23 protein-coding genes and 2 pseudogenes are annotated in these 24,677 nt (G+C 37.9%); 22 read left to right on the plus strand and 3 right to left on the minus strand.

What is annotated here, in order from left to right:
• Window positions 1-58 precede the first annotated feature (58 nt).
• The 14 genes and pseudogenes from rplS (at window position 59) to KQI94_RS03105 (ending at window position 12,511) form a co-directional block, all read left to right on the plus strand.
• Window positions 59-406 carry a 50S ribosomal protein L19 gene (gene rplS, locus KQI94_RS03045; protein WP_002357176.1) on the plus strand — a complete coding sequence of 116 codons (348 nt, stop codon included), beginning with the start codon at window positions 59-61 and terminating at the stop codon, window positions 404-406.
• 370 nt (window positions 407-776) lie between these two features.
• Window positions 777-1,439, plus strand: coding sequence for a hypothetical protein (locus KQI94_RS03050; RefSeq protein WP_002298795.1), 663 nt, complete (start codon window positions 777-779; stop codon window positions 1,437-1,439).
• A gap of 79 nt (window positions 1,440-1,518) precedes the next feature.
• Window positions 1,519-4,746, plus strand: a complete 3,228-nt coding sequence (fss3, locus tag KQI94_RS03055) for a fibrinogen-binding MSCRAMM adhesin Fss3 (protein WP_002369215.1) — start codon at window positions 1,519-1,521, stop codon at window positions 4,744-4,746.
• A 112-nt stretch (window positions 4,747-4,858) separates the two neighbouring features.
• On the plus strand, window positions 4,859-5,173 hold the full coding sequence (locus KQI94_RS03060) for a YdcP family protein (RefSeq protein WP_002298798.1): 315 nt from the start codon (window positions 4,859-4,861) through the stop codon (window positions 5,171-5,173).
• A 12-nt stretch (window positions 5,174-5,185) separates the two neighbouring features.
• Window positions 5,186-5,560 carry a YdcP family protein gene (locus tag KQI94_RS03065; protein ID WP_002298800.1) on the plus strand — a complete coding sequence of 125 codons (375 nt, stop codon included), beginning with the start codon at window positions 5,186-5,188 and terminating at the stop codon, window positions 5,558-5,560.
• A 9-nt stretch (window positions 5,561-5,569) separates the two neighbouring features.
• Window positions 5,570-5,914 (plus strand): hypothetical protein, encoded by a 345-nt coding sequence (locus KQI94_RS03070; protein WP_002369217.1) that lies wholly within the window; start codon window positions 5,570-5,572, stop codon window positions 5,912-5,914.
• A 69-nt stretch (window positions 5,915-5,983) separates the two neighbouring features.
• Window positions 5,984-7,000 carry an FtsK/SpoIIIE domain-containing protein gene (locus KQI94_RS03075; RefSeq protein WP_002298803.1) on the plus strand — a complete coding sequence of 339 codons (1,017 nt, stop codon included), beginning with the start codon at window positions 5,984-5,986 and terminating at the stop codon, window positions 6,998-7,000.
• 593 nt (window positions 7,001-7,593) lie between these two features.
• Window positions 7,594-8,808, plus strand: coding sequence for a reverse transcriptase domain-containing protein (locus KQI94_RS16475; protein WP_002330904.1), 1,215 nt, complete (start codon window positions 7,594-7,596; stop codon window positions 8,806-8,808).
• A gap of 167 nt (window positions 8,809-8,975) precedes the next feature.
• On the plus strand, window positions 8,976-9,467 hold the full coding sequence (locus KQI94_RS16480; RefSeq protein ID WP_002384398.1) for an HNH endonuclease signature motif containing protein: 492 nt from the start codon (window positions 8,976-8,978) through the stop codon (window positions 9,465-9,467).
• A 71-nt stretch (window positions 9,468-9,538) separates the two neighbouring features.
• Window positions 9,539-9,925 (plus strand): annotated as a pseudogene (locus KQI94_RS03085) (ATP-binding protein); the annotation flags it as partial.
• Window positions 9,926-10,011: 86 nt separating this feature from the next.
• Window positions 10,012-10,687: pseudogene (locus tag KQI94_RS03090) on the plus strand (zeta toxin family protein).
• Window positions 10,680-10,847 (plus strand): hypothetical protein, encoded by a 168-nt coding sequence (locus tag KQI94_RS03095; RefSeq protein ID WP_002298811.1) that lies wholly within the window; start codon window positions 10,680-10,682, stop codon window positions 10,845-10,847. Before KQI94_RS03090 ends, KQI94_RS03095 begins: the two are co-directional and overlap by 8 nt.
• Before the next feature lie 348 nt (window positions 10,848-11,195).
• Window positions 11,196-12,380, plus strand: coding sequence for a MobT family relaxase (gene mobT / locus KQI94_RS03100; protein ID WP_002360076.1), 1,185 nt, complete (start codon window positions 11,196-11,198; stop codon window positions 12,378-12,380).
• Window positions 12,377-12,511 carry a DUF3789 domain-containing protein gene (locus KQI94_RS03105; RefSeq protein ID WP_002330905.1) on the plus strand — a complete coding sequence of 45 codons (135 nt, stop codon included), beginning with the start codon at window positions 12,377-12,379 and terminating at the stop codon, window positions 12,509-12,511. Before mobT ends, KQI94_RS03105 begins: the two co-directional genes overlap by 4 nt.
• Window positions 12,512-12,642: 131 nt before the next feature.
• On the opposite strand, the gene KQI94_RS03110 is transcribed toward KQI94_RS03105, so the two are convergent.
• Window positions 12,643-13,893, minus strand: a complete 1,251-nt coding sequence (locus tag KQI94_RS03110; protein ID WP_216454315.1) for an IS110 family transposase — start codon at window positions 13,891-13,893, stop codon at window positions 12,643-12,645.
• 396 nt (window positions 13,894-14,289) lie between these two features.
• Between KQI94_RS03110 and KQI94_RS03115 the strand changes: the two genes are divergently transcribed.
• The 3 genes from KQI94_RS03115 to KQI94_RS16755 all read left to right on the plus strand — a co-directional run bounded on the left by KQI94_RS03115 (window position 14,290) and on the right by KQI94_RS16755 (window position 15,928).
• Window positions 14,290-14,511 carry a hypothetical protein gene (locus KQI94_RS03115; RefSeq protein ID WP_002298822.1) on the plus strand — a complete coding sequence of 74 codons (222 nt, stop codon included), beginning with the start codon at window positions 14,290-14,292 and terminating at the stop codon, window positions 14,509-14,511.
• 12 nt (window positions 14,512-14,523) lie between these two features.
• Window positions 14,524-15,027 (plus strand): antirestriction protein ArdA, encoded by a 504-nt coding sequence (locus KQI94_RS03120; RefSeq protein WP_002369218.1) that lies wholly within the window; start codon window positions 14,524-14,526, stop codon window positions 15,025-15,027.
• Between the two features lie 64 nt (window positions 15,028-15,091).
• Window positions 15,092-15,928, plus strand: coding sequence for an abortive infection family protein (locus tag KQI94_RS16755; protein ID WP_002360078.1), 837 nt, complete (start codon window positions 15,092-15,094; stop codon window positions 15,926-15,928).
• A gap of 6 nt (window positions 15,929-15,934) precedes the next feature.
• On the opposite strand, the gene KQI94_RS03130 is transcribed toward KQI94_RS16755, so the two are convergent.
• Window positions 15,935-16,675 carry a hypothetical protein gene (locus tag KQI94_RS03130; protein WP_002383098.1) on the minus strand — a complete coding sequence of 247 codons (741 nt, stop codon included), beginning with the start codon at window positions 16,673-16,675 and terminating at the stop codon, window positions 15,935-15,937.
• Between the two features lie 51 nt (window positions 16,676-16,726).
• Here KQI94_RS03130 and KQI94_RS03135 point away from each other — a divergent pair, with 51 nt between their 5' ends.
• Genes KQI94_RS03135 through KQI94_RS03155 form a run of 5 tightly spaced genes read left to right on the plus strand, consistent with a single transcriptional unit; the run spans window position 16,727 to window position 23,609 of the window.
• Window positions 16,727-17,116 carry a conjugal transfer protein gene (locus KQI94_RS03135; RefSeq protein ID WP_002298826.1) on the plus strand — a complete coding sequence of 130 codons (390 nt, stop codon included), beginning with the start codon at window positions 16,727-16,729 and terminating at the stop codon, window positions 17,114-17,116.
• Window positions 17,103-19,550, plus strand: coding sequence for an ATP-binding protein (locus tag KQI94_RS03140; RefSeq protein ID WP_002330910.1), 2,448 nt, complete (start codon window positions 17,103-17,105; stop codon window positions 19,548-19,550). Before KQI94_RS03135 ends, KQI94_RS03140 begins: the two co-directional genes overlap by 14 nt.
• A 4-nt stretch (window positions 19,551-19,554) precedes the next feature.
• Complete coding sequence (locus KQI94_RS03145; protein WP_002330911.1) at window positions 19,555-21,678, plus strand: transposase; 2,124 nt, start codon at window positions 19,555-19,557, stop codon at window positions 21,676-21,678.
• Window positions 21,675-22,679: a bifunctional lysozyme/C40 family peptidase gene (locus tag KQI94_RS03150; protein WP_002298830.1), complete on the plus strand. Its 1,005-nt coding sequence runs from the start codon at window positions 21,675-21,677 to the stop codon at window positions 22,677-22,679. The genes KQI94_RS03145 and KQI94_RS03150 overlap by 4 nt, the downstream gene beginning before the upstream one ends.
• An 18-nt stretch (window positions 22,680-22,697) precedes the next feature.
• On the plus strand, window positions 22,698-23,609 hold the full coding sequence (locus tag KQI94_RS03155) for a conjugal transfer protein (RefSeq protein ID WP_002298831.1): 912 nt from the start codon (window positions 22,698-22,700) through the stop codon (window positions 23,607-23,609).
• Between the two features lie 104 nt (window positions 23,610-23,713).
• Here KQI94_RS03155 and KQI94_RS03160 read toward each other — a convergent pair.
• Window positions 23,714-24,677, minus strand: a 964-nt coding sequence (locus KQI94_RS03160) for an IS256-like element ISLgar5 family transposase (RefSeq protein ID WP_216454316.1), incomplete at its 5' end; no start/stop codon positions are given.

The following is a 24,677-nucleotide window of genomic DNA, read 5'->3' on the forward strand; positions in this document are numbered from 1 at the left end:
ATATTCCGCTGTGGCAGAAGTGACCATAAGAATATTTGGGAATAAGGAGAAGGATAAAATGAATCCATTAATTCAAGAATTAACACAAGAACAATTACGTACGGATATTCCTGCGTTCCGCCCTGGTGACACTGTTCGCGTTCATGCGAAAGTAGTCGAAGGTACTCGTGAACGTATCCAGTTATTCGAAGGTGTTGTAATTAAACGCCGTGGTGCTGGAATCAGCGAAACTTACACAGTACGTAAAGTTTCAAATGGTGTTGGTGTGGAACGTACATTCCCATTACACACACCACGTGTTGCTCAAATTGAAGTGGTTCGCTACGGTAAAGTACGTCGTGCAAAACTTTACTACTTACGCGCATTACACGGAAAAGCAGCTCGTATCAAAGAAATCAGAAGATAAACACGGAAAACTTCCTTGGAAATCTGAAATCTGTGAAAAGTCCTTGTATATCAAGGGCTTTTTCTTTTTTCACTATCACAGTTTTAAGCCTCAATTGGCTATTTTGGATCATTTTTCATTCATATTCCATTAAATTGCCCTAGATTGTCCGATTTTGACTATCAGTGTCGTCAAAATAGGGCAAAATTTCGTAGTCAATTTGACGACAAATTTAATACGAAAAATACCAAAACATTTACCGAATTTAGCAACTTCTGAACCCGAGTTACTAAAAGGGTCGACTTTTTTCGAAAAAGCCAAAACATGTACTTTTCTACTAAAAAGTTGATGTGATAGGATTCTATCTAAATAATTTTTAGGAGTTTTTATCGTGAAACAAGATGATGGACGAATCGTATGGAAGAATCTAAGTGATCTAAAACTGATTTTGTTAATCAATCAATTTATCGAAAAACACGAAATAAAATCTAGCCGTCAATATCATAGGAAATTATTAGAAAATCCCAATTCTGCACCAAGTATGTGGTTTATCAATCAAAAATATGGTTCATGGAAAAACTTATTAGTTAGTCTTGGGTGTGATAATGGAGAATATGGGAAATGGGCAAAAATATCAGAAAAAGATTTATTGAAAATAGTAGAGTCTTTTATCACGGTTGAGAAAATAACTTCTCAGCGTATGTATGAAAAAAGATCAGTAGGAAAAGACGTTCCTTCATTGAGTACATTAAAAAAGAGATTTGGAGATATAAGGTATCTATTTAGAAAGAATACAGAGAAGTCTTCTTTTACTGATTTTGAACTAATGATTGAACTAAGAAATGAAATAGTCCGATTAAAATTACAGGATGATTTATCAATGACGAAATTTCGAAAACTAGTTCAATCACCAAAGTTACCATCAGTTGATACAATAATGAAAAGAACAAATAAAAATTGGGAAGAGTTGATGACAGAAATAGGGTTTGACTATCGAAAAATCAAAATCAATAAGCAGAGAAATAACTTATCTAAAAAGAAGAAAACTAAATAGTAAAACTCTAGACTAGACGTTCAAACTAAAAAGTTGAACGTCTTTTTTATTACCTAAAAACGAAAGGGGATTTTATTTTATGATAAAGCCGATATTTAAAAAATGGCGATTGTTTGCGGCTTTAGCTTTATTAGGTCAAACAATTGTAGGGGCGATTGATCCTATGATTGTCTTTGCTGATGAAATTGCTCATCCACAAACAGTGACGGTTGAATTAGATTTAGCGCATCAATATGTTGTTGAAGGAACTTTCAGTGACGGTCGTCCAATGTCAGAAGTCACTGTTCCACATTATGCTGTGTACAACGGCGTGAAACAAGATGTTTTCTGTATTGAGCCAGGAGTCCCAATTGACAATGAGTTCACGCCGGGTTATGAGAAAAATCCATTGCCTGATATGCCAGAGAAAGCGAAACTAGTTTCCGTTCTATGGAAAAAAGCCGGTACAGATGTAGATACTCATATTGTGGCACAGAAGATGATCTGGCAAGAAGTTAATGGGTATACCCTTCACTCAATCAAACGATTGAATGGTAGTGCCGTAAATATCGCAGCCATTGAGGCAAAAATCAATCAAGCCATTGCCGATTATCAGAAGAAACCAAGCTTCCATAATAGTACGGCTAAAATAGTATTAGGGCAATCGACTACTATGACGGATACGAATAATCTGAATTTGTCAGAGTTTGATGAAGTGGTGGAAAATACCGCAAACATTGATTATCGTGTGAATGGCAATCAGTTGATAATCACCCCAAATGCCAGTTCAAAAGAAAGTGGTGTGCTGACGCTTAAGAAATCTGCTGGCACCGGAACACCTGTCGCCTATAAAAAGGTTGGCCAACAAACCCTGATGGCTGGGGCGATTGATAAACCGAACACTTACACGGTCAAAATTGATGTAGAAACCGAGGGTTCTTTAAAAATCAAAAAAGTTGATAAAGAATCAGGTGCTATTGTACCAGGAACGGTTTTCCATTTAGACTTTGGAAAAACTTTACCTGCAAAAGACGTGACTACTGACAAAGAAGGCATTGCTACATTGGATGGGATTCCTCATGGTACAAAGGTAACCATTACCGAAAAATCGGTGCCGGCGCCTTATACGATTGATACCATACCCATGACTGCTACGATTAAAGCAGGCGAAACCATTTTTATGACTTCAAAAAATACGCGGGAAAAAGGTCAAATCATTCTGGATAAAACCGGGATTGAAACAGGAAGTGATCTTTGGAACGACAATTACTCTTTAGCTGGAAACACGTTTGCTATTCGCAAGGACAGTCCTACTGGTGAAATTGTTCAAGAAATGACCACGGATGAAAAAGGTCATGCAGAAACACCAAAAGAGATTGCTAATGCATTGGAATTGGGAACTTACTACGTGACCGAAACCAAAGCATCTAATGGCTTCGTGAATACCTTTAAAGCAGTAAAAGTCGAATTGAAGTATGCCAATCAAACCGTGGCCCTTGTGACCAGCAATATCAAAGGGCAAAACCAAGAAATTACTGGGGAAACAACTCTGATAAAAGAAGACAAGGATACTGGAGATAAAACACAAGGCAGGGCAGTCTTTGAGGGGACTGAATATACCTTGTTTACTGCTAAGGATGGAAAAGCGGTTAAATGGAGTGAAGCTTTTAAACCAGAATTGGTAAAGGGAACGAAAGCTTCTGATGAAACAGTGACTCTGGCTTTAGATGAAAAGAATCAAGCTGCCGTTAAACACTTAGCCATCAACGAGTACTACTGGCAAGAAACCAAAGCACCTGAAGGATATACCTTGGATGAAACGAAGTATCCTGTTTCTATCAAAAAGGTAGATGATAACGAAAAAAATGCCGTGATTACCCGAGATGTTACGGCAAAAGAACAGATTATTCGTTTTGGGTTTGATTTCTTCAAATTTGCCGGATCAGCCGCTGGCACTGCCGAAACTGGGTTTAATGACTTAACCTTTAAAGTGTCGCCATTAGAAGGGACCAATGAGATCACAGGTGCTGAAGATGAAGCAATCACAGCTTATAATGAGCAATTAGGCTTTGATGGCTACGGAAAGTTTGAAAATCTTCCTTATGGGGATTATTTACTTGAAGAAGTAGAAGCGCCAGAAGGATTTCAAAAAATTACGCCATTAGAAATCCGTTCTACTTTTAAGGAAAACAAAGAAGACTTTGTGAAGAGTGAGTATGTCTTTACCATTACCGAACAAGGCCAAAAGCAACCAATTAAAACGGTGACCGTTCCTTACGAAAAGCTGACGAACAAAGCATTTTCTGTTAGTTTGAACCGTTTGATGCTCTATGATTTGCCTGAGGAAGAAGATAGTTTGACTTCTCTTGCAACTTGGAAGGACGGAAATAAAAAATTGAATACCCTTGATTTTACCGAGCTAGTTGATAAATTGAGATATAACTTGCATGAAATCAAAGAAGACTGGTATGTCGTAGCTCAAGCCATTGATGTGGAAGCCACAAAAGCTGCCCAAGAAAAAGACGAAAAAGCCAAACCAGTGGTAATTGCCGAAACAACGACCACTTTGGCGAACAAAGAGAAAACAGGTACTTGGAAAATTCGGCATAAATTAACGACCGAACAAGTTTTGGATAAAACTATCGTCTTGTTTAACTATGTGTATGAAAACAAGGAAGCTTTTGAAGCAGGCGATGAGCCAGTAGCGAAGGATGCTAGCTTGAATAATCAAGCCCAAACTGTTAATTGTACGGTGGAACGTCATGTTTCCATCCAAACAAAAGCCCACCTAGAAGATGGTTCTCAGACCTTTACTCATGGTGATGTGGTGGATATGTTTGATGATGTATCGATTACCCATGATGTGCTGGATGGATCAAAAGAGGCTTTCGAAACAATTCTGTATGCACTACTACCGGATGGTACAAACAAAGAAATTTGGAAATCAGGCAAGATTGATTATGAAGTAAATGATAAAGAATTTACCAAAACTATGCTTGCGGAAAAAGTAGATACCGGAAAGTTTCCAGAAAGTACTAAGTTTACTTTTGCAGAAATCAATTATGATAAAGATGAGAATATCAATGGGAAACACAATGAGGATCTAAAAGAAAAAAATCAAACCTTAACGCCCAAAAAAGTTCCAACCACACCACGTACGCCGAAACAACCGGAAACACCAACTGTTCCAAGTGGCTATCAAGAATCTAGTCCCACAGTGAAGACATTCCCTCAAACTGGGGAGAAAAATTCCAATGTTTTACTGTTCATTGGTTTTACTTTGATTTTTGCGACGGCGGGCTATTATTTCTGGAATCGCCGTAACTAAGGTGATGAGATGATACAAGTAAATCCTAAGAACCAACGTGCGCGACCGCCTCCTAACAAAGTGGTCGCGCTATTTTTGTATCCAAAACTAACAATGAAAAGAGGAAAAGAAGATGGAATTGAAATTTGTTGTGCCAGATATGGCCGAAACGTTTGGAAAGTTAAGTTATGCCGGTGAAGGAGAAATTTTAACAGAAGGATATGGACGGAATACTACGGTGATTGGTCGCAGTTACCATCTATACTCCAGCAAACAACGGGCCGATGATATTGAGGTGGTAGTAGCTGCGGAAGCCGGTGAAAAGGATTTTGATCAAGACCAACCGCTAAAAGCCGTGAATCCCCATTTGGTTGCCAAAGGCTATGAGATTGAAAATCGTGGGTTTACTGATTACGTGTTGTATGTTGATGATTTAGTGAAAGAATAGGAGGAAAAGAAGATGAGATTAACAGAAGGTATTGTCGTAGATTCAGTATTAACATTTGGAAAGTTGCGTTTTTCCGCATTACGCCGAGAAGTACGGAAGCAAAATGAGGATGGAACGGTTAGTAATGAGGTAAAAGAACGAACATATAATTTGAAATCCTCTGCACAAGGGCGAATGATTCAAGTTAGTATCCCGGCTAATGTGCCCTTACGCGAGTTTGCTTATGATGCAGAGGTAGAGTTGGTCAATCCAATCGTGGATACAGTCGCCAATTATGTTTTTCGAGAAGGAACTACTGTCAATTGGTTTATTAAGGCAGACGATTTAGTCTTGAAACGACAACCAAATCAAGGAAATTCTACGAACCAAATTGAAGGAAAGAAATAGGTGAAGATTATGGAAATTAATGTTGAACATATTTTAGATTGTCTCGATCAATATGGAAAAGGTGAGTTAACTGAGGAACAACTCGTTAAAGCATTAACCTATGATGAAAAAATGTTTCTGATTATGCATCAAGGTTTACTTGGAGAAAATAGCGACAGTGAAGACGACTTTGATGTACAAGACTGGTTAGAAGAAGAAGAGTCCTTCTTTATGGTTGTCGAAGTAAATGAAAACTTATGTCGGCAGGCAGAATCCGTCTTGGAAGAAATCGGTGTGGAGATGCCAGATGCCATTGAAGGCTTTTTAAATCAATTGGTTGAAAAGAAACAATTCCCCGTAGTAATAAATAGCTAGCATAACTATATGAAAATGCCCAATGAAATCCTATCGGGCGTTTTTTGATCGGAGGTGGAAACCATCAAAATGTACAAAGAACATCGCATACGTGCAAGAGATCAGCATTTGGTTTATCACTTTATTCTTGGCTGGCTAATTGCTTTGTTAATCAGTTGGATGGGTGTCTTTTATTTTCAAGAGTTTAGACAATTTGATATTTCTAGGGTATCACTTTCTACTATTGAAACTGTTTGGTCCATGAAGGAGTTAATCTGCTTACTTGGAAGTCTCGGTTTTTCAGGAGCTATGCTGTTGCTTTATATTCACTTTTTTCCTGATCATTGGCGAAGCTTGTGGCATCGGCAAAAACTAGCTCGGATGATTCTAGAAAACCATTGGTATGAAGTGAAACAAACTCAAAGTGAGGGCTTTTTCAAAGATTTAAATAGTAGTCGAACCAGAGAGACTATCAGTTACTTCCCCAAAATCTATTATCGAATGAAGGAGGGTTTACTTTCTATTCGCGTTCAAATTTCACTAGGGAAATATCAGGAGCAGCTATTGAAGTTGGAAAAGAAGCTAGAAAGTGGATTGTATTGTGAGTTAGTAGAAAAGGAACTCAAAGACTCCTATGTGGAGTATACTTTACTGTATGATATGATCGCCAATCGAATTGGGATAGACGAAGTAGTGGCAGAAAATGGGACTCTGCGATTGATGAAAAATCAAGTATGGGCTTATGATTCTTTACCCCATATGTTAATCGCTGGTGGCACAGGTGGGGGGAAGACCTATTTCCTCCTCACCATTATCGAAGCACTATTGAAGTCAGATGCAGAATTGTTTATCCTCGATCCCAAAAATGCAGATTTAGCTGATTTAGGTACGGTGATGCCTCACGTATATTCTCAAAAGGAAGAAATTTCTGCTTGTGTGGAAGATTTTTATGAACGCATGATAGCTCGTAGTAAGGCAATGAAAGAAATGCCCAACTACAAACCAGGAGAAAATTATGCCTATCTTGGACTTCCACCAAACTTTTTAATCTTTGATGAATACGTGGCTTATATGGGTGCGAATCGTTTTCCTACAAGCATCGAATAGATGTGAAATGGAAGCCTATTGAGATTATCAATAGTGACAACTAATGTTTTGAGAGATGGAATGAAAGCCTTCAAGTTGAGCTGAAACATCTCCGCTAATACTCCTACATGCTCTAATCAATGAAGTAGATTGGTTTTGGTATGAAGCTAGGTGAAGTCGTCTGAAATCTGCCTAAGTGTTTGAGCATAAGGCTGACTATAGGGCGGGCGGCTGAAAAAGATAACTATGGTAAGAATGTCTGAAAATGACTGACGAATCTGCGAATGTACGGGTCTAAAAGGCTGATCTTGTCGAAAGATAGGAACATACGGACGTATGGTGAAATACCGACGAGTAAGGTTCCATGATATGAAAATCGGGATAGCTAACGAAGAAGCTATAATTTCACAGGCTCATAGTAGATACCTAAGGTTATACATGATAGCTAAAAACATTGGAACGATGTAAGCAGAAAACTATCAAATAAATGACTACTTCTAGATAGGTGCATATAAGTAATAACGAAATTGCTTTGTTTCTGTGAAAGTAAGGGCACAGTACCGATGAAGCGTCTAACAAACGTGGAGGGATAGCCCTAAGTCTATTTAATAACAATGAATGTTGAAACAGATGAAGTTCAAGGATCTGGTAAGAACGTGGGGAAATCCGTTATGGAGGTGCCACGCTTGAACACAAAAATACGTTACTGGGAATATTACGATCTACAAGAAACATTCGATCAGCTATTTACTCAAAGTAAAAACGGGAAAAAGTTTTATCAATTATACGAGTTAATCATTTCTGAAAATAATATTCTTTTAGCATACCGCACTATCAAGGCAAACAAGGGGTCTTCGACACCAGGAACGGACTCCTTCACAATTGATAACTATAAGGAAATGAACCAAGCAGAGTTTATACATCTTATTCTCAGTCAGTTAGAAAATTACAAACCAAAATCCATAAAGCGAGTAATGATACCTAAACCCAACGGCGAGAAACGCCCATTAGGAATTCCATGCATGATTGATCGAATTATCCAACAGATGTTCAAGCAGGTACTGGAGCCAATATGTGAAGCAAAGTTTTATGAACATAGTTACGGGTTCAGACCATTGAGAAGTGCAAAACATGCTCTAGGTCGCATTATGTATCTCATAAACATCAGTAAGATGCACTATGCAGTAGACATTGATATCAAGGGTTTCTTTGATAATGTAAATCACCGTTTACTGATAAAACAATTATGGAATATAGGAATTTGTGACAAACGAGTCTTAGCTATTCTTTCAAAATCTCTGAAATCACCCATTCAGGGAGAAGGTATTTCGAGCAAAGGAACGATCCAAGGAGGTATCATTTCTCCACTATTATCTAATGTTGTTCTAAACGACTTAGACCATTGGGTCTCAAAGCAGTGGCATACCTTTGAAACAAAGTATCCCTATACGAAAGGTTACAATAAATTTCGTGCTTTAAGAGATACAAATCTAAAGCAAGGCTATATTGTCAGGTACGCAGATGATTTTAAAATCATGACTAATGATTATCCGTCCGCATTAAAATGGTTCCACGCTGTCAAGCTCTACCTAAAAGACAGGCTTAAATTAGATATCTCCAATGAGAAGTCTAAAATCGTCAACTTGCGTAAACGCAAATCGGAATTTTTAGGATTCACCATTTGCGTGAAACAAAAGGGGAAAAATGGGTTTGTAATTCGCATATTTCTGACAAAAAGAAAAATCAAATTAAAAAAGAGATTAAACAAAGAATTAAAGATATTCAAAAGAGCCCTACAGCACAAAATGCTCTCCTATTTAATGCTCTAGTGCTTGGTGTTCATAATTATTTCAGGTATGCCACTCATATTAACTTAGATTTGAATAGGATGAACTACGTTCTTTCATTCACTACGTATAACCGATTATCAAATTGTAGTACAAGATGTTATCCCAACAAAGCTTCCCCTACTTACAAAAAGTTTTACTCGACAACGATGAAAACGTATAAAGTAGCCGGAGTCTATTTGTACCCTCTTTGCGACGTATCTACAAAAACAATTTACGGATTTAATACGGAAGATACACCGTTTACCCCGTTTGGTCGTCAAAGGTTGGAGCACAAAAGCTTACAGTCTCTTGTATACCAAGAATTAAGAAAATTGATGGAATCGAAAATACTGAATAGAATGGTTGAGTATTTAGATAATAGAATATCTCGTTACTCAATGAAATCAGGCAAGTGTGAGATTACAAAACAGTTTTTGCCAGCAAAAGCCGTTCACTGTCATCACTATTTACCAAAAAGTCTTGGTGGAGACGACAAATTTGATAACTTGAGAATTATTCATAAGGATATCCATCTTTTGATCCATACCACAAATAAAATGATAATCGATCACTACGTCAATGAACTGAAACTGCTGCCAGAGCAAATAGCAAAAATCAACCTTTATCGAAAAATGTGTAATCTGCAAAACATTCAATAGAAAATAAATAGATGGAACGCCGTATGAGGTGAAAGGCTCACGTACGGTGTGGAGCGGGGGAAAAGATGGAGATTATATCAAATTCTTACCTATCGTTATAAATGTTAACGACGAAAGAAAGTGCGGTGATTTTAAATAAGCTCAAACAAATCGTGATGTTGGGTCGTCAGTCTGGTTTCTTTCTAATTCTGGCTTGTCAAAGACCGGATGCAAAATATTTAGGAGACGGGATTCGCGATCAATTTAACTTCCGAGTGGCTTTGGGTCGTATGAGTGAACTCGGGTATTCCATGATGTTTGGAGAAGTTGATAAAAATTTCTTTATGAAACGCATCAAAGGTCGAGGCTATGTGGATACTGGAGGGAGTGTGATTAGTGAGTTTTATACGCCACTTGTGCCAAAAGGGTATGATTTCTTAGAATCCATCAAACAAGTAGCACAATCAAAAGAAAAATGACAGATACAGAAAAATTTAATCTACTAGTTCATCGGGTTAAAAGTATGATAAACTAGCTTTGAAGGTGTCAGGGAGGTGCAATAAAAATGACAGAGGATGATTCTTTACAATATGCCAAGGAGAACAAGAAGGAAATTATTTCTTCTGTTATTGATGGAAAAGAAAAAGAAGAGGAAAAAACTGCCATTTTTATGGCTGGAAGTCCTGGGGCTGGCAAGACTGAGGCTGCCCAAACTTTAACGGTATTAAATAGTAATCTTTGTGTGATTGATGCTGATAAGTTTCGTGTATTATTTCCAGGTTATGTTGGGAATAATTCAGATGAATTTCAACGAGGATCATCACTCTTGGTAGATGCAGCTCTCGATTTAGTTCTTAAAAAAGGCTATAGTTTTATTCTTGATGCTACTTTTGCGACCTCTAAGGTAAAACAAAATATTGAACGGGCACTGAAAAAGAATTACAATGTGCTTGTCTATTATGTTTATCAAGATCCATTTATTGCTTGGGATTTTACCAAAAAATGAGAAGTGGTTGAAGGGCGTTTTGTTTCTAAAGAGCGTTTTATCAATGCTTTTTTCCAATCACGAAAAAATTTGATGCGTGTGAAAGAGCAAATTTCAAGATCAAGTGACAATCAATATCTTAGTGAAGGACTTTCAAAATACGATTTCTGATTTTCTGATGGATATTGATAATGTTGAGTTGACATTGCCAATCAGTTATACAAAAGAAATATTGGAGGAAGAGCTACATGACTGAGAAAGAAAAAGTTGAGGAAATTATGGAAAAGTATAACCGTAACTTTTCCACATTACAAAAGAATGCTTCTGCGAAAGAGCTGAAGACAGTCTTTAAATTTGTAGCAGATGAATCCAACCGAAAACAACGTGAATTGATTGGTTTGGATAAAGAAAAATAAATATGAAATGAGAATAGTTGTAGAAGCCAAGAGCAAAAATGTTCTTGGTTTTTTTCTATGCAATGAAAGTAGATATGGAAGGAAAGGAAATCACAATCAGCAACTCAACTGATAGGCACTGACCGCGGAGGATTTGCGAAGCAGAAATCGTCCGTGGTCCTGTGCCTGTTCATGGACGGCGCTAGCCGGCCATGATGTCTCACCCCCCGCATCTAACAGGGGGGTACAAAAACACAAGAAATAAGCAAGCAACGATTAAGAATTGCTGGTGTAGCAAGGATATTAAGTAATTTGCATAGGTGTTAACTCATTTGAAAAAGTTAACACCTTGAATTTGGAGGTGAGAACTTGGTACAACGGAATTTAGATTATCGGTTATTAAAAGATCGTCGCAATGAATATGGTATTTCGCAAAATAAATTAGCTACCGCTTGTGGGCTTAGTCGACCCTATTTAAATCAGATAGAAAACGGTGGCGTAACTGCCTCTACAAAAACCATGAGAAAAATTTTTAACCAACTGGAAAGTTTTAATCCCGATTTACCTTTATCGTTACTGTTTGACTATGTAAGGATTCGTTTCCCCACAACGGATGCACGGAAAATCATTCAAGAGATTCTCCACCTGAAATTTGATTATATGCTCCACGAAGATTACGCCTTTTACTCCTATCAAGAACAATATGTCATGGGCGATATTGTGGTGATGTTGTCTCATGAAGAAGATAAAGGAGTTCTTTTGGAATTAAAGGGTCGTGGTTGTCGGCAGTTTGAAACTTTTTTACTCGCCCAAAAGCGTAGCTGGTACGACTTTTTCGAAGATTGTCTAAAAGCCGGTGGCGTAATGAAACGCTTAGATTTGGCAATCAATGATCTAGTAGGGCTATTGGATATTCCTGATTTAACGAAAAAATGTCAGAAGGAAGAATGTATTTCCTTGTTTCGTACCTTTAAAAGTTACCGTTCGGGGGAGCTGTTGAAAGCTGATGAAAAGGATGGTATGGGGAATACCTTATACATTGGCAGTCTCAAAAGTGAAGTTTATTTTTGTTTGTACGAAAAAGATTATGAACAATATATCAAGCTAGGGATTCCATTAGACAAAACTGAAACGAAAAATCGCTTTGAGATTCGACTAAAAAATGACCGTGCCTATCATGCAATTCAAGATTTGTTAAAGGGTCGTAGCATTGAAAGTACCACGTTTTCCATTATCAATCGTTACTTGCGATTTGCGGATAAAGTAGAAGGCAAAAGGCGAACTAACTGGCCATTAAATGAACAATGGGGGCGTTTTATTGGACGGAATCGGAAAGAGATACAACTGACTTCTGAGCCGAAACCGTATACCATTGAACGAACCTTAAATTGGCTAGGTAGACAAGTCGCCCCTACGTGGAAGATGGCCAAGGAGTTGGATCGGTTGAATCAGACAACCTATATCCAGGATATGGTACAGAATGCGCGCTTATCAGACCGGCATAAAAAGATTTTGGAACAACAAAGTATGGCAATCGAAAACTTGATTATATGAAAAGAGGAATTGTGGTAGGAAGTGTAAAAGATATGTTATTGGCATTTGGTGGCAGCATGCTTAGTGTTACCGTGATGTGCTTGATGCATGCAAGTGTAGCGGCGAACCAAGCAATGGAAAAGAAAGTCTAGTGGTAATAAGTCAAGATAATTTTTCAAAAGATTTTTAAAGGTAGTTAATTTTTGAAGCGCACTGAACTAAACCCGACCAAAATTAAAAATTTTTTCGGGTACTTCCAAGGATTAGCGTCAATAACATACTGTTATTTATCTATCACGCTCCTTGGTGGCATATAGAGTTGATGGTTACGTAGTAGCGTATCCACCAGACGCGTAAATTTTCTTGCGGTTAGTACGATGGCTCGTTTGTGTTTATGCTTGGGTGTTTCAGCGTATTTTTTCTTATAATACGCATGGTACTCAGGCTCGTATCTCCTTACGGAGTTGGTGGCTTCAACTAGATAATAACGGAGATAACGATTGCCTCGTTTGGCCATAGGAGTATTTTCATACTCAGAGTTACCTGATTGGTTCTGTCGCCAATATAAACCGGCATATTTAGCCAATTTGCTTTCATCTGAAAAGCGATTGATAGGGCCAATTTCAGCGAGTATACCCGCAGCATAAACAGGACCGATTCCTGGAATACTGGTTAAACATTGATATTCAGGTAGCACAACGACTAAATCGTCAATGGCTTTGTCTAAGTCTTTAATTAACTTTTCAAGACTACGAATTTCTTTGGCTAGAACACCCAAAACAATATCTACAGAGTCCTGATGGACTTTTCCTAACCGGTAGGAACTACGTATGGCTTTAGAAATTGCCTTTGCAATTCCTTCGGGATTTTTAAAACGATACTTCCCTAGTTTTTGAATTAGGTTCGCAAACTCTTCTAATGACAGTTCGGCAAGTTGGTCCATTGTGTAATCTTCCGTCATTAGAGTTACTAATGTGGCACTTAAAACGGATCCACCTTCTGCTTTTAGTTCTTTAGAAAGCGTGTTGCATTTATAATAAATGTTTTCGATAAAGTGTTGCTTTGTACGAACCAGCTGTTTAATTAGCTGATAACGCGTTCTAGTTAAGTGTTGGAGGGCAAGGTATTCTTCCTCTTTAATGATGGAGTTGACTTGCCTTTGGATGCGAAAATAGTCAGCGATATAAAAAGCATCAATTTGATCGTTTTTGTTTTCTTCAAAAATATCACGATACTTTTTAATTTTATTTGGTTGTTCAACTGAAACCATAAGGTTCAATTGATTTAACTCAAGATCTTCTTTAAAAAACATAGCTGGATGAAAGCTATATAAAGATGTGGCCTCCATTCCAATCACTAAGCTCTCTATCTCAAATTTTTGAGAAAATTCGATAATGTATTCTTTGATCTGGCTTGCGCCAAGTTGACTATTTCCATAAGATGCTTCTTTTAAAACAGAGCAAGTTGAATCGTCTGTCATAAAGCAAGCATCTAATTTTTCAGAACTAACGTCTAAACCGACAAATAGTTTCATGTGGAAGGACCTCCTTTCATTGATTATTCGGAAATTGCTTGGGTACTGTGGGATATCCCAGAATCACGTTGTCTAACGACAGCCTCGCATAATAGAGTTTCATTCATTAAACCTCTAAGCCACCCAATCTCTACTAGGATTGGTAGAGGTCAATGGACTCAGCTAGTGTGTTGGAGGTTATACCAACGGTTCGGGTCACAGACTTTCTGTCGCAGTAAAACTGCAGAAGGTGATAGCGTCTTCCCGTAAGTCCTTTCCAAGACTTATTATTCAGGAATATCCTACAGTATCCAAGTAGTAATCGTTATTTTATTTAAACATATTAGGAATAGCCCCTAAGGGCGATTGAAGGAATGAAAGTTTCTTCAAAATATATATTACGAGGAAAGTGACAAGATGAATTTCGGACAAAATTTGTATCAATGGTTTCTAACCAATGCCCAATCCTTAGTCTTACTGGCAATTGTGGTCATTGGTTTGTTTTTAGGATTTAAGCGGGAGTTTTCTAAATTGATTGGCTTCCTGGTGATTGCCTTGATTGCGGTAGGTCTGGTCTTTAATGCTTCTGGTGTAAAAGATGTCTTACTCAATTTATTCAATCGAATCGTCGGTGCGTAAGGAGGAGTCACGATGGAACAGATGCGTGTTTATATTGCGAACTTAGGTCGATATAACGAAGGCGAATTAGTTGGTGCTTGGTTTACACCACCTGTTGATTTTGATGAGATAAAAGAACGAATTGGATTAAATAATGAATATGAGGAATATGCGATTCATGATTATGAACTTCCTTTTGAGATTGATGAGTATACACCAATTGAAGAGATTAATCGGTTGTGTGGTTTAGCGGAAGAGCTTGAAGGAACGCCGATTGGTGAGGTTGCTTCAGAGATTCAACACGCTTTCTTCAATTCATTTGAAGAAATGGTGGAGCATCTGGATAATATTGTTTATTATCCAGATTGTAATGACATGAGTGATTTAGCGTATTACTTGATTGAGGAAGCAGGCGCTTTAGGTGAAGTTCCTACTCATTTACAAAATTATATTGACTATGAGGCTTATGGTCGAGATTTAGAAATTGAAGGGAATTATTTGGTTACGAGTCGTGGGGTCTTTGAGCTATGTGAGTGAGAGTATATTGAATACTGCCCTTAAAGATACTACAATAGAAAATATCGAGTAGTATTTCAAAGGAGTGGAAGTGGTGAATATTGATGAGGCAAAACAGCTTGCAAATTATTTTTCAGACGGATCTCCTGGATATATATTGGAATTCAATAATCTTGAATGGGACCTATATACTAAGAAAATAGTTGGATTTGGAATTCAAGAAAGATTTGGTGGCTCTAAAGGAAATTCCTTCAAAGAATTTCTTGTCTCAGAGGATATTAGTGATCACCTAAAGTTCAAATTAATATACTCATTAAATGAAACTATGAAGCAAATTGCTTCTATTCGCCAATTTGAAAATCCAAGTTCATATAAGTCACCTAAAATGAATCCACTTGTGACTCTATTGATTGAAGAGGCATATCATAAGAAAGATAGTGCAAGATTGCTTAATGGTACTAAGTTTTCGAAAGAAGTGAATTTAGAGTATATTCAACAACTTCCTACTCGTATAAGTAAGGATATTCAAAATAAAGATTTCGATTCTGTTTTAACAAAATCAAACACTATGATTGATGAAGTCTTGAAATATATCATTGAGAACACAAAAGGAAAAAGCATTGATAATAATACTGTAAGGTCTAAAGACTTAAGAAATCAAGCCTTTGAAAGACTAAATATAAAAATTGACAAAGATATGGATAAAAGAATAAAAGCTTTAGTTGGTGCTCTAAACACTTTGTCAGACAAAATTCTTGAGATGAGGAATAGTCAAGGTGATGCCCATGCTCAGGGCTCCAGGAGGATTGTAATTAATGAAGAAGAAGCTATCCTTACTGCGAACTCAGCAATGATTTTATGTGAGTATCTATTTCGAAAGTATGAAAAGAGAAAAAGGTTCAGTGATGCAAAAGAGAGTTGATTTTTATCAGCTCTCATTTTCTATCTTTTCAATTTTTGCGAATAGCTTCATAAGAATACTAGTTTGTTCTATAACAAATTCTACTTCTAGGTCAGTGAATGTTTGACTATGTTTAACATTTTCATTTTGATAGCTTATAAGTCCTTTAATAATTAAACGGACCAAATTGATTATTTCTTTTGGAATGCCCTTTTTTCTCAATAAGGGCAGGAGTTCTCCTTCGATAGGCTGGTTTTCTAAAGACTTTGAGTTTTTTAAAATATCCTGCATAAAAAACTCAAAGGCCAGCCTGATACTGTCTAAAGTATAACGGTTATAGATGCTGTTGTCGTAAGACTGTATGGCTTTTTCAAATTCTTCTTTTGCTCTTGAGGAAGCAGTCAACCAAGTGTTAGTTTCATTGATGATATTTCTATCTATTTTATCATTAGAATAAACTGAACCATAATTTTTTAGTAACAGTTTTAAAATCTTAGCAACGTCTTTATTTGCTGGATTTTGAGCAAGCACACTTTCACAAAGCTCTTTTATAATTTTAAATTGCTGTTCTTCTGTGAAAGATTGTAAATTATTTTGAATCGCGGTAGCCTTAGAAGTAAAGTTCGGAAAGGGAGTCGAAATAAAGGGAACAGAAGAGTTAAATTCTGCTCCATATTCAGCAAATAAAGTTGCAATCTCAGTTCCCGAGTAAACTTCGTTAAGTGTTCCACTTGCCATTGTTATTAAGTTTTGCATATATACCTCCATAAAAAATTAAGCATGATGTTTATATTATATTAGAAAGTGAGCCGATTGAATATGAAAAAAATAAAAAGCTACACCAGTATCTGGGCAGTTGAAAAGGTCATTTATGCAATCAATGACTTTCAGCTACCTTTTCCTGTGACCTTTAATCAGATGGCTTGGTTTGTTTTGTCCTTGCTGTTTGTCATCGTTTTTGCCCATGTGCCTCCGCTATCTATGATAGAGGGGGCCTTTTTAAAATACTTAGGCATACCGGTGGTGGTCACTTGGTTCATGTCGCAAAAAACCTTTGATGGTAAGAAACCACTGGGATTTTTACGATCCTTTCTCAGTTATCACTTACGGTTTAAGGTCACTTTTGCAGGAAAGAAGGTCAAAGAACAGAAGAAACGATGGGATGAACCCATCACTCTAGTAAGGAGTGTGAACTATGTACCCGATTAAGTATGTTGAAAATAATCTTGTCTTTAATCAAGAGGGAGAATGTTTTGCCTACTATGAACTTGTGCCTTATAACTATTCCTTCTTATCGCCTGAACAGAAGTATCAAGTGCACGATAACTTTCGTCAATTGATTGCTCAGAATCGTGAAGGCAAGATCCATGCCTTACAAATTGCCACAGAAAGTAGTATTCGTGCCACGCAAGAACGATCAAAAAAGGAAATTACAGGCAGACTCAAAGAAGTCGCGAAACAACGAATTGACCTTCAAACAGATGCATTAGTATCTATGATTGGCGATAGTCAGATTGATTATCGCTTTTTTATTGGCTTTAAACTAATTGCAACAGATGAAGAGGTCAATTTAAAGAGTCTCAAGAAATCTTTCCTTTCTGGGCTTCAAGAATTTGTCTATGGGGTGAACCATCATTTGATGGGTGATTTTGTTTCCTTATCCAATGAAGAAATTCGCCGATATACCAAGCTTGAAAAACTAATGGAAAGTAAATTGGCTAGAAGATTCAAAGTCAGACGGGTCACACCGAGTGATCTGACGTATTTAATTGAACATATTTATGGCGAAAAAGGCACACCGTTTGAAGAATATGAATTTCAGCTACCAAAGAAAAAGCTAAAATCAGAAACGCTGGTGAAACGTTATGATTTATTACATCCTAGTCGTTGCTTGATTGAAGAAAATCCTCGGTACTTACGCATGGAACATGAAAATCATGAATCGTATGTAGCCTATTTGACAATCAATACGATTGTAGGGGAGATGGAGTTTCCTTCTTCAGAACTTTTTTATTACCAGCAACAACAATTCACTTTTCCCATTGATACTTCAATGAATGTGGAGATTGTGACCAATAAAAAAGCTCTTGCCACTGTTCGCAATAAGAAAAAAGAACTGAAAGATTTAGACAACCATGCCTACCAATCCGATAATGAGACAAATTCCAATGTCTTAGATGCTTTGGATTCAGTAAATGAGTTGGAAACTACCTTGGATCAATCCAAGGAGTCGATGTACAAATTAAGTTATGTAGTTCGAGTGAGTGCGGAATCCGTGGATGAATTAAAACGCCGTTGTGATGAAGTGTTCGATTTTTATGATGATACTAATGTAAAACTAGTCCGACCCTTTGGCGATATGATGGGGCTACATGAAGAATTCTTGCCCTCAAGCAAACGCTATATGAACGATTATATCCAATATGTTACTTCTGACTTTTTAGCGGGACTTGGTTTTGGGGCTACTCAAAAGCTAGGGGAATTAGAAGGCATCTACTTTGGCTACAATGTAGATACGGGGCGGAATGTTTACCTGAAACCGGCATTAGCTTCACAAGGGGTCAAGGGTTCAGTTACCAATGCTTTGGCTGCTGCGTTCCTTGGTTCACTCGGTGGCGGAAAATCCTTTAGTAACAATCTCTTGGTCTACTATGCTGTTCTTTTTGGTGGCCAAGCTGTGATTGTCGATCCAAAAGGAGAACGAGGTGGTTGGAAAGAAAACTTGCCAGAAATTGCGGATGAAATCAATATTCTCAACTTGACTAGTAAACCAGAAAATCAAGGCTTACTTGATCCTTATGTGATTATGAAGAAAAAGAAAGATTCAGAAAGTTTAGCAATTGATATCCTGACTTTTTTAACAGGAATTTCCAGTCGGGATGGGGAGAAGTTTCCAGTATTGCGCAAAGCCATTCGGACGGTTACCCAAAGTGATCAACGAGGATTGCTGCAAGTCATTAATGAGCTTCGAAAGGAGAACTCTCCAGTCGCGGAAAATATCGCCGATCATATCGAGTCCTTTACCGATTATGATTTTGCCCATTTGCTTTTCTCAGATGGTTCGATTACCCAATCAATTAGTTTAGATAAGCAGTTGAATATCATTCAAGTAGCGGATTTGGTTTTACCAGATGCAGAAACCACTTTTGAAGAATATACCACGATGGAGTTGCTAAGTGTCTCTATGCTAATCGTCATTTCCACGTTTGCCTTGGATTTTATCCATAGTAATCGAGAAATCTTCAAGATTGTGGACCTGGATGAGGCTTGGAGTTTTCTTCAAGTGGCTCAAGGAAAGACCCTTTCAAATAAGCTCGTTCGTGCTGGTCGGGCCATGAATGCCGGTGTTTACTTTGTCACGCAAAATAGTGACGATTTACTGGATGAACGCTTGAAGAATAATATCGGATTGAAATTTGCTTTTCGTAGTACCGATATTCATGAAATCAAGAAGACTTTGGAATTTTTTGGGTTGGATCAAGAAGATGAAAGTAATCAAAAACGCCTACGAGATTTGGAAAACGGCCAATGCTTGATGCAGGATTTGTATGGTCGGGTAGGCGTGGTTCAGGTACATCCAGTCTTTGAAGAACTCTTCCATGCCTTTGATACCCGTCCACCTGTTCAAGAGAGAATGGAGTGAGGGGATGAAAAAGAAACTTTTTCGGATTGTGGGAATCGTTTTTATTAGCATACTCACTCTGATAGTTCTATTGAGTTTAGTTGGTACGGTAGCCGAGGCGACAGGGCTAGTTGATGATACAGTTGAATCAGGAAATCTATATTCCAAATATTCACTGAACAACTATCAACTAGATTTCTTTGTGGATAGCTCTTGGGATTGGTTGCCTTGGAATTGGGGTGATGGCTTAGGGAAAAGCGTGATGTATGGTCTTTATGCCATTACTAATTTCATTTGGACGGTGAGTTTGTATTTGTCGAACGCCACGGGTTATGTGGTTCAAGAAGCCTATAAATTAGATTTCATTTCGGATACGGCTGAAAGTATTGGAAAGAATATCCAAACATTGGCTGATATTACTGAAAATGGACTCCAGACCTCCGGATTTTATTTTGGGTTTCTATTATTGATGATTTTAGCTCTGGGGGTGTATGTGGCGTATACCGGATTATTAAAACGAGAAACCACGAAAGCAGTTCGAGCCGTGATTAATTTTGTGATGATTTTTCTACTATCGGGTTCGTTCATTGCTTATGCGCCTACCTATATCACAAAAATCAATGACTTTAGCTCAGATGTTAGTGAAGCGGCCCTTACCCTTGGAACCGAGATCGTTGTACCCAATTCAGAAAGCCAAGGAAAAGATAGTGTGGATTTGATTCGGGATAGTTTGTTTTCGATTCAAGTCCAACAACCTTGGTTACTACTGCAATTTGATGATTCCAACATAGAAGAAATTGGTGAAGACCGGGTCAACAAGATTCTATCTGTGAGTCCAGATGAAAACAAAGGCAAAGATCGGGAAGAAGCGGTCAAGGCAGAGATTGAAGACAATGACAATGCGAATCTCAGTATTACCAAGACCATGAACCGTTTAGGGATCGTGGTCTTTTTGGTATTGTTCAATATTGGCATTTCCTTCTTTGTTTTTCTTCTAACAGGGATTATGTTGTTCTCGCAAATTCTCTTCATTATCTTTGCGATGTTTCTGCCAATTAGTTTCTTATTGTCCATGTTGCCGACTTATGAGAGTTTGGGCAAGATGGCGATTATTCGTTTATTCAATACGATTATGATGCGAGCGGGTGTCACCTTGGTGATTACGACTGCATTCAGTATTTCTACGATGTTTTTCAATATTTCGGCTACCTATCCCTTCTTTATGGTAGCTTTTCTACAAATTGTGACCTTTGCCGGTATCTATTTCAAATTGGGTGACATTATGAGTATGTTCAACCTTCAGAGTAATGACAGTCAGTCAATGGGCAGACGGGTCATGCGAAGACCGCAAATGTTGATGAACCGTAAATTGCGGCAACTCAATCGAAATGTGGGCCGAACTCTGGCTTTTGGCGGTGCTGCAGCAGTTGGGAATAAGTTGGCAAAGGAACAATCAAAACCCAAATTTAAGCCAGCAGGTTCTTCTCTACGAAAGAATTCACGATTACCTAACGATCGCGAGGTATCCTCAGACTCGGCTAAGGAGAATCCAATTTCAAATAATAAGAAACAATCCCGAATGAATTTGACTGGGAGAAAAATAGGCAAAGTTCTGGATACCCAGGCTTTGGTGAAAGATAAGGCAAAACAAGTAAAGGATCAGGTACGGAATACGCCGACCAACTTGAAATACATCCTCCATAAAGGTCTGGAAAAGACGAAAAAAGCACCGAAAGAATTTAAGCGAGGGCTTGTTCAAGAAAAAGCAGATCGAGAGAAGCTGCGAGACAAACAACGACAACGCAGAGATGAGAAAATGGATGAAAAGCGAAAAAACTTGGGCGAAGTAACAGACCGTCATGGAAAAAGAAGAAGTAATGTTTCGATAAAAGAGGATCCAAAACCTCAGAAGGATAGGATACTGAAAAATGAACTTCCAAAACGGATTGTGATGGTAAAACCGAATTCTGAGGTAAGGAGAAGACTTGTTAAACAGAATTTGGTTGCGAGAGAGAATAACCAACTATTAAGTAAGAAAAATTCTTTCCAGCAAGTTAAGCAACGATCTACTCTTCCGAAGAGAGCCAATCAAAAAGTACAAAGAATAATGAAGGCTCGTCCAAAACCAAAGTCGGGTGATAAAAAATGAATTTAAAAGAATTGAGTGTCATTTCGTTAACCATGTTGATGCTCTCTTTTATGGGCATCTTGATGTGTGTAAGCTTATTGTTTGGGGAAGATAGTGAGGGGAGTGGTACTTCTGGTATTTCTCCTGGTGGCAATAGTGTCTCAGAAGAAGTCTTGAAACATCGCTCAATGGTTGAAAAATATGCTAAAGAATCGGACATATTAGACTATGTACCAATTCTTTTGGCAATCATCCAAGTTGAATCTGGTGGCACAATGGAGGACGTCATGCAAAGTTCTGAGTCTGCGGGTTTACCACCAAATTCATTAAGTACCGAAGCATCTATCAAGCAGGGATGTATTTATTTTGCTTCCTTGGTTAAGAGCTCCAAAGAACTAGGGTGTGATCAAGATAGTATTATTCAAGCCTATAACTATGGTGGCGGCTATTTGAATTATGTCGCAAAAAACGGGAAGAAGCATAGTTTTACTTTAGCCGAATCATTTTCAAAGGAAAAATCGGGTGGTCAAAAAGTAGACTACCCCAACCCAATAGCGATTAAAGAAAATGGCGGGTGGCGCTATAACTATGGCAATATGTTTTATTGCCTATTAGTGAAGCAATACCTGACCACGACACAGTTTGATGATAAAACAGTCCAAGGGATTTTTGACGAGGCTTTTAAGTATGAAGGTACTGCCTACGTATTTGGCGGTTCGAGTCCCGCAACGGGTTTTGATTGTAGTGGATTGACCCAGTGGTGTTATGCCAAAGTTGGTCTGAAACTTCCCCGGGTGGCTCAAGATCAGTATGATGTCATGACTCATATTGACTTAAAAGATGCCAAACCTGGTGATTTAATTTTCTTTCACTCAACCTATGATGCCGGTACTTATGTGACTCATGTAGGTATTTATGCAGGAGAGAATCGCATGTTTCACGCAGGAAATCCAGTGGGTTGGACGAATCTTACAGAAAGCTATTGGCAGCAGCATCTGATTGGAGCCGGCCGATACAATTAAGAGAAAAGAGGAAAAATAATGAAGATAAAAATTGAACGGATTCAAAAGGAAAAGATGTCAAAAAAGAAAAAAGAGCGGACAATTTCAGTGGGCAAGCATCGAAAAATGGTGCTTGCCCTTTGGCTTTTACTGTCATGTAGTCTTGCTTTTGGTATCTACAAAAATTTCACCGCCATTGATCAGCATACAACTCACGTAAAAATGGTTGTAAAAGAAAAAGTAATAAATACTTCTGGAGTTGAAAGTTTTACAAAGAATTTTGTGAAAGAATACTTTTCATGGAAGAATAACAAGGAAGTAATTGAAAAGAGAATGAGTAATCTTGGACAGTACCTTACAGAAGAAGGCCTTGCTTTGAGTCAAGATATGGTTCGAGTAGATATTCCCACTAGTTCAGAAGTAAACTCAGTAAAAATTCTAGATGTTGAAAAACGTTCGAAAGATTTTGTCGTTTCATTTTTAGTAGACCAAAAGATTACAGAAGGGAAAAAGTCAGAACAAATTTCTTCTGCGTATCGAGTGAAGATATTTGAAGATGAAAAAGAAAATCATATAGTGACGAGTTTACCAACTATGATTAGTAAGCCAGGTAAGGCAAAATATGAAGTAAAACAAGTAGAAAGTGATTCTGACATTGATGCAAAAACAACGCAAGAAATTACTGAGTTTCTAGAGACATTTTTCAAACTTTATCCAACTGCTTCTGAAAAAGAGCTAGAGTATTATAGTGAAAATGAATCTATGAGCCAAGTTAGTAGCGATCTTAGATTTGTAGAAATAACCAATCCTATTTATCTTGAAAAGGACGGTTCGGTACAAGTAAAAATCGTAGTAAAATACCTAAATGAAATTGAAAAGGTGACAAATAGTTTTCAATACAATCTATTGTTAAACAAAGAAGAAAATTGGAAAATTATTAATGGAGAATAATTTTTTAAGGAGAATATAAAAAACAAGGAAAGAATGAATCATTGTAAACTTGTGGGAGCGTCAATAATTTTGTGTAAATGATTCTTCCCTACTGCAGATTGTTTCTAATTCTCAATCAGTTGGCTTAGCATTTGTTCAAGTTCGCCTTCGGCCTGTTGAAAGCCTTTATGACTGCGACCTAGGAATTTTTGGTTGTAAGTATCAAAAGACGAGACTAAGAAACGTTCCAGCGACTCTTCGTTTTGGAACTGTTCCTTGCGGTGGCTGTATTTCTTGATTTGCTTATTAAAGGATTCAATCAGGTTCGTAGAATAAATACTCTTGCGTATGGCCAAGGGGAAATCATAGAAAGTGAGCAAGTGATCGTTCGAAAGAATCGATTCAACCCCTTTTGGATAGCTAGTTTTCCATTTTTCCGCAAAAGCACCACGTGCTTCCAACGCCACCTCTTTAGATGAGGCTTGATACATCATTTTAAAATCATCACAGACTTCCTTACGATCATCGACACGCACTTTGTGACTGATATTACGGGAAACGTGTACACAACAATGTTGAAAACGAGCTTTGGGATAGAACCGACTAATCGCTCCTACCATCCCCTTTAAGCCATCCGTGATGAACAGGAGGACATTTTTCAAACCGCGCTCTTGAAGGTCCAATAAAATTTCCTCCCAAATCATGATGGATTCAGTCGGTGCAATCGCATAGCTCAATACTTCCTTTGATCCGTCCGGGCGAATGCCAACTGCGATATGAATAGCTTCCTTGGCGACGGTTTTCCGCTTTAACGGAATATACGTTGCGTCCATATAAATAGCAGCATAACGGTCATGAAGCTCCCGTCCTTTAAACGCCGTTACCTCTTCTGTAAATGATTTTGTTATATTGGACATGGTTTGGGGCGTGTAGTGATGCCCATACATTTTCTCAATCAAGTCTGCGATTTCCGACATGGTAATACCTTTTCGGAAGAGGTGAATGACGGTCTCCTCTAACGTGTCATTCGTCCGTCTATAAGCAGGAACAGTCTGTTGCTTGAACTCGCCATTGCGGTCGCGCGGAATC

This window comes from Enterococcus sp. S183_ASV_20 (genome assembly GCF_018919685.1).
Classification (GTDB): Bacteria; Bacillota; Bacilli; order Lactobacillales; family Enterococcaceae; genus Enterococcus; species Enterococcus faecalis.

What these genes read in the sequence shown, in the direction of transcription:
- KQI94_RS03145 (WP_002330911.1), top strand. Translation starts at nt 19,555, where the DNA reads ATGAAAAAGAAACTTTTTCGGATTGTGGGAATCGTTTTTATTAGCATA.
- fss3 (WP_002369215.1), top strand. Translation starts at nt 1,519, where the DNA reads ATGATAAAGCCGATATTTAAAAAATGGCGATTGTTTGCGGCTTTAGCT.
- KQI94_RS03120 (WP_002369218.1), top strand. Translation starts at nt 14,524, where the DNA reads ATGGAACAGATGCGTGTTTATATTGCGAACTTAGGTCGATATAACGAA.
- KQI94_RS03095 (WP_002298811.1), top strand. Translation starts at nt 10,680, where the DNA reads ATGACTGAGAAAGAAAAAGTTGAGGAAATTATGGAAAAGTATAACCGT.
- KQI94_RS16475 (WP_002330904.1), top strand. Translation starts at nt 7,594, where the DNA reads ATGAATGTTGAAACAGATGAAGTTCAAGGATCTGGTAAGAACGTGGGG.
- KQI94_RS03065 (WP_002298800.1), top strand. Translation starts at nt 5,186, where the DNA reads ATGAGATTAACAGAAGGTATTGTCGTAGATTCAGTATTAACATTTGGA.
- KQI94_RS03135 (WP_002298826.1), top strand. Translation starts at nt 16,727, where the DNA reads ATGAAAAAAATAAAAAGCTACACCAGTATCTGGGCAGTTGAAAAGGTC.
- KQI94_RS03150 (WP_002298830.1), top strand. Translation starts at nt 21,675, where the DNA reads ATGAATTTAAAAGAATTGAGTGTCATTTCGTTAACCATGTTGATGCTC.
- KQI94_RS03110 (WP_216454315.1), bottom strand. Translation starts at nt 13,893, where the DNA reads ATGAAACTATTTGTCGGTTTAGACGTTAGTTCTGAAAAATTAGATGCT.
- KQI94_RS03105 (WP_002330905.1), top strand. Translation starts at nt 12,377, where the DNA reads ATGAAAAGAGGAATTGTGGTAGGAAGTGTAAAAGATATGTTATTGGCA.
- KQI94_RS03155 (WP_002298831.1), top strand. Translation starts at nt 22,698, where the DNA reads ATGAAGATAAAAATTGAACGGATTCAAAAGGAAAAGATGTCAAAAAAG.
- KQI94_RS03140 (WP_002330910.1), top strand. Translation starts at nt 17,103, where the DNA reads ATGTACCCGATTAAGTATGTTGAAAATAATCTTGTCTTTAATCAAGAG.
- KQI94_RS03060 (WP_002298798.1), top strand. Translation starts at nt 4,859, where the DNA reads ATGGAATTGAAATTTGTTGTGCCAGATATGGCCGAAACGTTTGGAAAG.
- KQI94_RS03115 (WP_002298822.1), top strand. Translation starts at nt 14,290, where the DNA reads ATGAATTTCGGACAAAATTTGTATCAATGGTTTCTAACCAATGCCCAA.
- KQI94_RS03075 (WP_002298803.1), top strand. Translation starts at nt 5,984, where the DNA reads ATGTACAAAGAACATCGCATACGTGCAAGAGATCAGCATTTGGTTTAT.
- KQI94_RS16480 (WP_002384398.1), top strand. Translation starts at nt 8,976, where the DNA reads ATGAAAACGTATAAAGTAGCCGGAGTCTATTTGTACCCTCTTTGCGAC.
- KQI94_RS03070 (WP_002369217.1), top strand. Translation starts at nt 5,570, where the DNA reads ATGGAAATTAATGTTGAACATATTTTAGATTGTCTCGATCAATATGGA.
- KQI94_RS03130 (WP_002383098.1), bottom strand. Translation starts at nt 16,675, where the DNA reads ATGGAGGTATATATGCAAAACTTAATAACAATGGCAAGTGGAACACTT.
- rplS (WP_002357176.1), top strand. Translation starts at nt 59, where the DNA reads ATGAATCCATTAATTCAAGAATTAACACAAGAACAATTACGTACGGAT.